At 78.0% G+C, this 3,443-nt stretch carries 4 protein-coding genes; all 4 read right to left on the reverse strand.

Annotated elements, in window-relative coordinates; all coding sequences use genetic code 11:
* Positions 1–798 (reverse strand): Hpt domain-containing protein (locus MNZ39_RS23665; protein WP_242341537.1); only part of this gene is annotated, 798 nt, incomplete at its 3' end.
* A 3-nt stretch (positions 799–801) separates the two neighbouring features.
* Positions 802–2,436, reverse strand: a complete 1,635-nt coding sequence (locus MNZ39_RS23670; RefSeq protein WP_242341538.1) for a methyl-accepting chemotaxis protein — start codon at positions 2,434–2,436, stop codon at positions 802–804.
* A complete protein-coding gene (locus MNZ39_RS23675) occupies positions 2,433–2,951 on the reverse strand; it encodes a chemotaxis protein CheW (RefSeq protein WP_242341539.1) in 519 nt (172 codons plus the stop codon). Before MNZ39_RS23675 ends, MNZ39_RS23670 begins: the two co-directional genes overlap by 4 nt.
* Before the next feature lie 38 nt (positions 2,952–2,989).
* The coding region (locus tag MNZ39_RS23680) for a tetratricopeptide repeat protein (RefSeq protein WP_242341540.1) at positions 2,990–3,443 on the reverse strand (454 nt) is incomplete at its 5' end.

Raw genomic sequence — 3,443 nt, forward strand, 5'->3', positions numbered from 1 at the left:
GGCCTCCACGGCGGCGCGCCCGCGCTGGACGGCCGCCGCGCGCACCAGGATCGGCCGGGCGGCGCGCAGGGCCCTGCGGAGCCTCCGCACCTCCCGGGCGAGCTCGTCCGCGCGCGTCGCGCGCGCCTCGGCCTGGGTGGCGGAATCGAGCAGCGCTCCGCCCGCGACCGCGATGGCGTCGAGTCGCTCGGGGGCGAGGCGCAGGGAGCCGGCCCGGCGCGGCCGAGCGGCGTCGGAGGGCGGGGGAGGCGCGGGAGCGGTCGTGGGTGGGGTGGAGGGCGGGGGCGACGGAGCCGGCGTCGAGGTCGAGGTCGGGGTCGGGATCGGGGTCGGGCTCGGGCTCGGGGTCGGGGTCGGGGCTGGGGTCGCGATCGCGGCTGGGCTCGGCTCACCCTCCGTCCTCTCCCGCAGCAGCTCCCGCGCCCGGGCGAACGGGGCCTCCTCGATCTCCGTGAGCGGCGCCTCGGCGAGCCGCTTCTGGGCCTCGGCGAGCGCGTCCACCGCGGCGAGCAGCGCGGCGAAGTCCTCCGGCCCGAGCGGGCGCCCCTGATCGCGCGCCGCGCCGAGCAGCGACTCCATCGAGTGGCAGGTCGCCTCGATCGGGCCCGCGCCGGCGGCGCGGGCGGACCCCTTGAGCCCGTGCGCGGCGCGGAACACGTCGGCGAGGAGGGTGTCGCGCGGCGGCCCGGGCTCCGCCTTCTCCAGCGCGACGAGCCCCTCCTCGAGCACGGGGACCTGCTCCGCGAGGTCGGTCGCGAGCGCGCCGCGCAACGACTCGAGCAGGGCGTCGCGGTCCATGCGTCACCGCGACGTGGTGACGAGGAGCTGGCGGAGCCGCTCGCCGAGCGCGGTGAGATCGCGGACGGCGAGCTCCGACTGCTTCGTCGACGTGACGTACTGGCTCGCGACGTTGCTGATGTCGCGGACCGCCTGCGTGATCTGGCCGATCCCGGTCGCCTGCTGCGCGGTCGAGTCCGCGATCTCCTGGACCGCCCCCGAGAGCCGCGCGCCGAGCTCGGCGAGGTCGCGGATCACGGCGCCCGCGTGCTGCGCGGCCCGCACCGCCGCCTCGAGGCTCCGCGTGCTCTCCTCGGTGGAGAGCACGGAGCGGTTCGCGCGCTTCTGCACGTCCCCGAGCACCTGGCGCGCCTCCGCGGTCGCCCGCCGCGACTGCTCGGCGAGCGACTTCACCTCGGCGGCCACCACCGAGAACCCCTTGCCGTGCTCGCCCGCGCGCGTCGCCTCGATCGCCGCGTTCAGCGCGAGCACGTTCGTCTGCTCCGCCAGATCGTCGATGAGGCCGGTGATGTCGCCGACCGCGTTGGCCTGCTCCGCCAGCTCCAGGATGCTCCGAGCCACGCCGTCGGCCTGCTCCTTCGCGCGGCCGATCACGTCCACGGCCTCGTCCACCGCGCCGTGGCCCGTGCGAGACAGCTCGTCGGAGTGGCGCGCGATGTCGGCGGCCTCGCGGGCGCGGTCGGCCGCCCGCTCCGAGGAGCGCGCGACCTCGTCGAGGGAGGTCATCGTCTCCGAGACCGCCGCGAGCTGCTGCTGCGCGCCGGAGGTCTGCTGCGCCGTGCTGGCGAGGATCTCGTTCGCCGCGGTGGCGAGCCGCGCGGCGGTCTCGCCGACCGCGCGGAACATCTCCTCGAGCTTCGCGCGCGCGTCGCGCTCCAGCGCGAAGTTGCGGCGCAGCTTCTGGGTCATGTCCTCGAAGGCCCGGCCGAGGAGAGAGAGCTCGTCGCCGCCCCCCACCGCGATCGCCACGCCTTCCTCGCCCGCCGCCACGCGCTGCGCCGCGGAGGAGAGCGTCGCGATGCGCTGCGCCACCCTCCGCGCCGCGAGCACGGTGGCGGCGACCCCGGCGAGGAGGAGCGCGAAGAGGAGGAACGCCCAGCGCTGGCGCGCCTCGACCGAGCCCGCGAGCTGCCCCTGCGCCGAGCGCATCCAGCGCTCGAGCTCGGAGGCGGCGTCGAGCGTCCTCCGATCCAGCGCGTCGAGCTCGCCGGGCGCGGCGGGGCCTCCCGAGGCGAGCCGCAGGAGGATGGGCCGGACGCCCTCGCGCCAGGCCCGCTCGGGCGCGTCGAGCGCGGCGAGCAGCCCGGGGTCGTCGAGGGCGTCCACCCCGGCGGCGCGGTCCCCGCGGCGGAGCGCCTCGAACCACCTGTCCAGCGCCTGGACGCGCTCCTCGATGCGGGAGCGCAGCGCGGGCGTGTCCTCGGCGCGCGCCGCGGCGCGGAGGTGGGCGAGGGCCACGAGCTGCGCGTAGTGCACCGTGCCGTTCGACATCTCGTGCAGGAGCGCGCCGTCGGACCCGACGCGCCGGACGATCTGGACGCTGCTCCACAGGGCGAACGCGGCGAGGAGGAAGAGCACGAGGCCGAGGCCCGACAGCCGGAACGTGAGCGAGCGGTGGAAGGGCAGGTCGCGCGTCACGGGCCGTCGCCTCCGGGGCCCGGCGGCGCGTCGCCGAGGAGCGCGGCGCCGTCGAGGACCACCCGCGCCGCTCCCGTCGTGCCGAGCAGCGGCGGCGCCGCCTCGTGCAGCTCCGCGCGCGCGATGCGCAGGACGTCGATCACGTCCGCGGCGAGCGCGAGCTCCGGCGCGCGCCGGCCGAGCACGATCGCCCAGCGCCGGGGCGCCGCGGCGGCGCCGCCGCCGAGGAGCGCGGGGGCGTCCACGAGCGGGCAGGGACGCCCGTCCACGGACATGACGCCGACGACGTCGGCGGCCGCCCCCGGCACTCGCGCCACCGCGCCGACGCGCTCGACGCGCAGCACCGCGCCGAGGGTCACGGCGTAGCGCTCGGGCCCTGCCTCGAACGCCACCACGTCGAGCCGCTCCCCTTCGGCCAGGGGAGGGGCAGGCGGCACCGCGAGGGCGCGGGCGCGCTCCGCGAGCACGCCGGCCGCGCGCCGCTCCTCGCCCTCCTCGGTTCGGTCCCGGGGCACGTGTCGACTCGCCTCCTCCCTCCACGTTCAACGTAGCGTCAGGGGAGCGGGGGGCCATCCCCCACGAGGCGCGACAGGTGGAACCGCGCCGCCTCGCGCAGCGCACCGGCGGTCATCCCATGCGACAGCGCCAGGGGCGTCCCGGGCGGCACCTGCGCCGCGAGCGCCGCCGCCGTCCGGAACGCACCGGCGGCGCCGCGGAGGTCGCCGCGGCGGAGGCGCAGGAGCGCGGTGAAGAAGTGGACGAACGGCTGCCCGCGGGCGAGGTACCGCGCGCGCCGGCACGCTTCCTCGGCGTCCTCGAGGCGGCCGAGCTCGGTCAGCACGACGGAGCGCTCGAAGTGCGCGTCCGGATCGAGCGGCCGCCGGCGGACGGCGTCGTCGACCGCGGCGAGCGCCTCCGGCAGGCGCGCGGCGTCGACGAGCAGGTGCGCGGCGGCGAGGTCGGGATCGGCGGGGAGCACCGCGGGTGGGAGGCCGGGCTCGGGCGGG

This window comes from Anaeromyxobacter sp. SG66 (assembly GCF_022690805.1).
GTDB lineage: Bacteria > Myxococcota > Myxococcia > Myxococcales > Anaeromyxobacteraceae > Anaeromyxobacter > Anaeromyxobacter soli.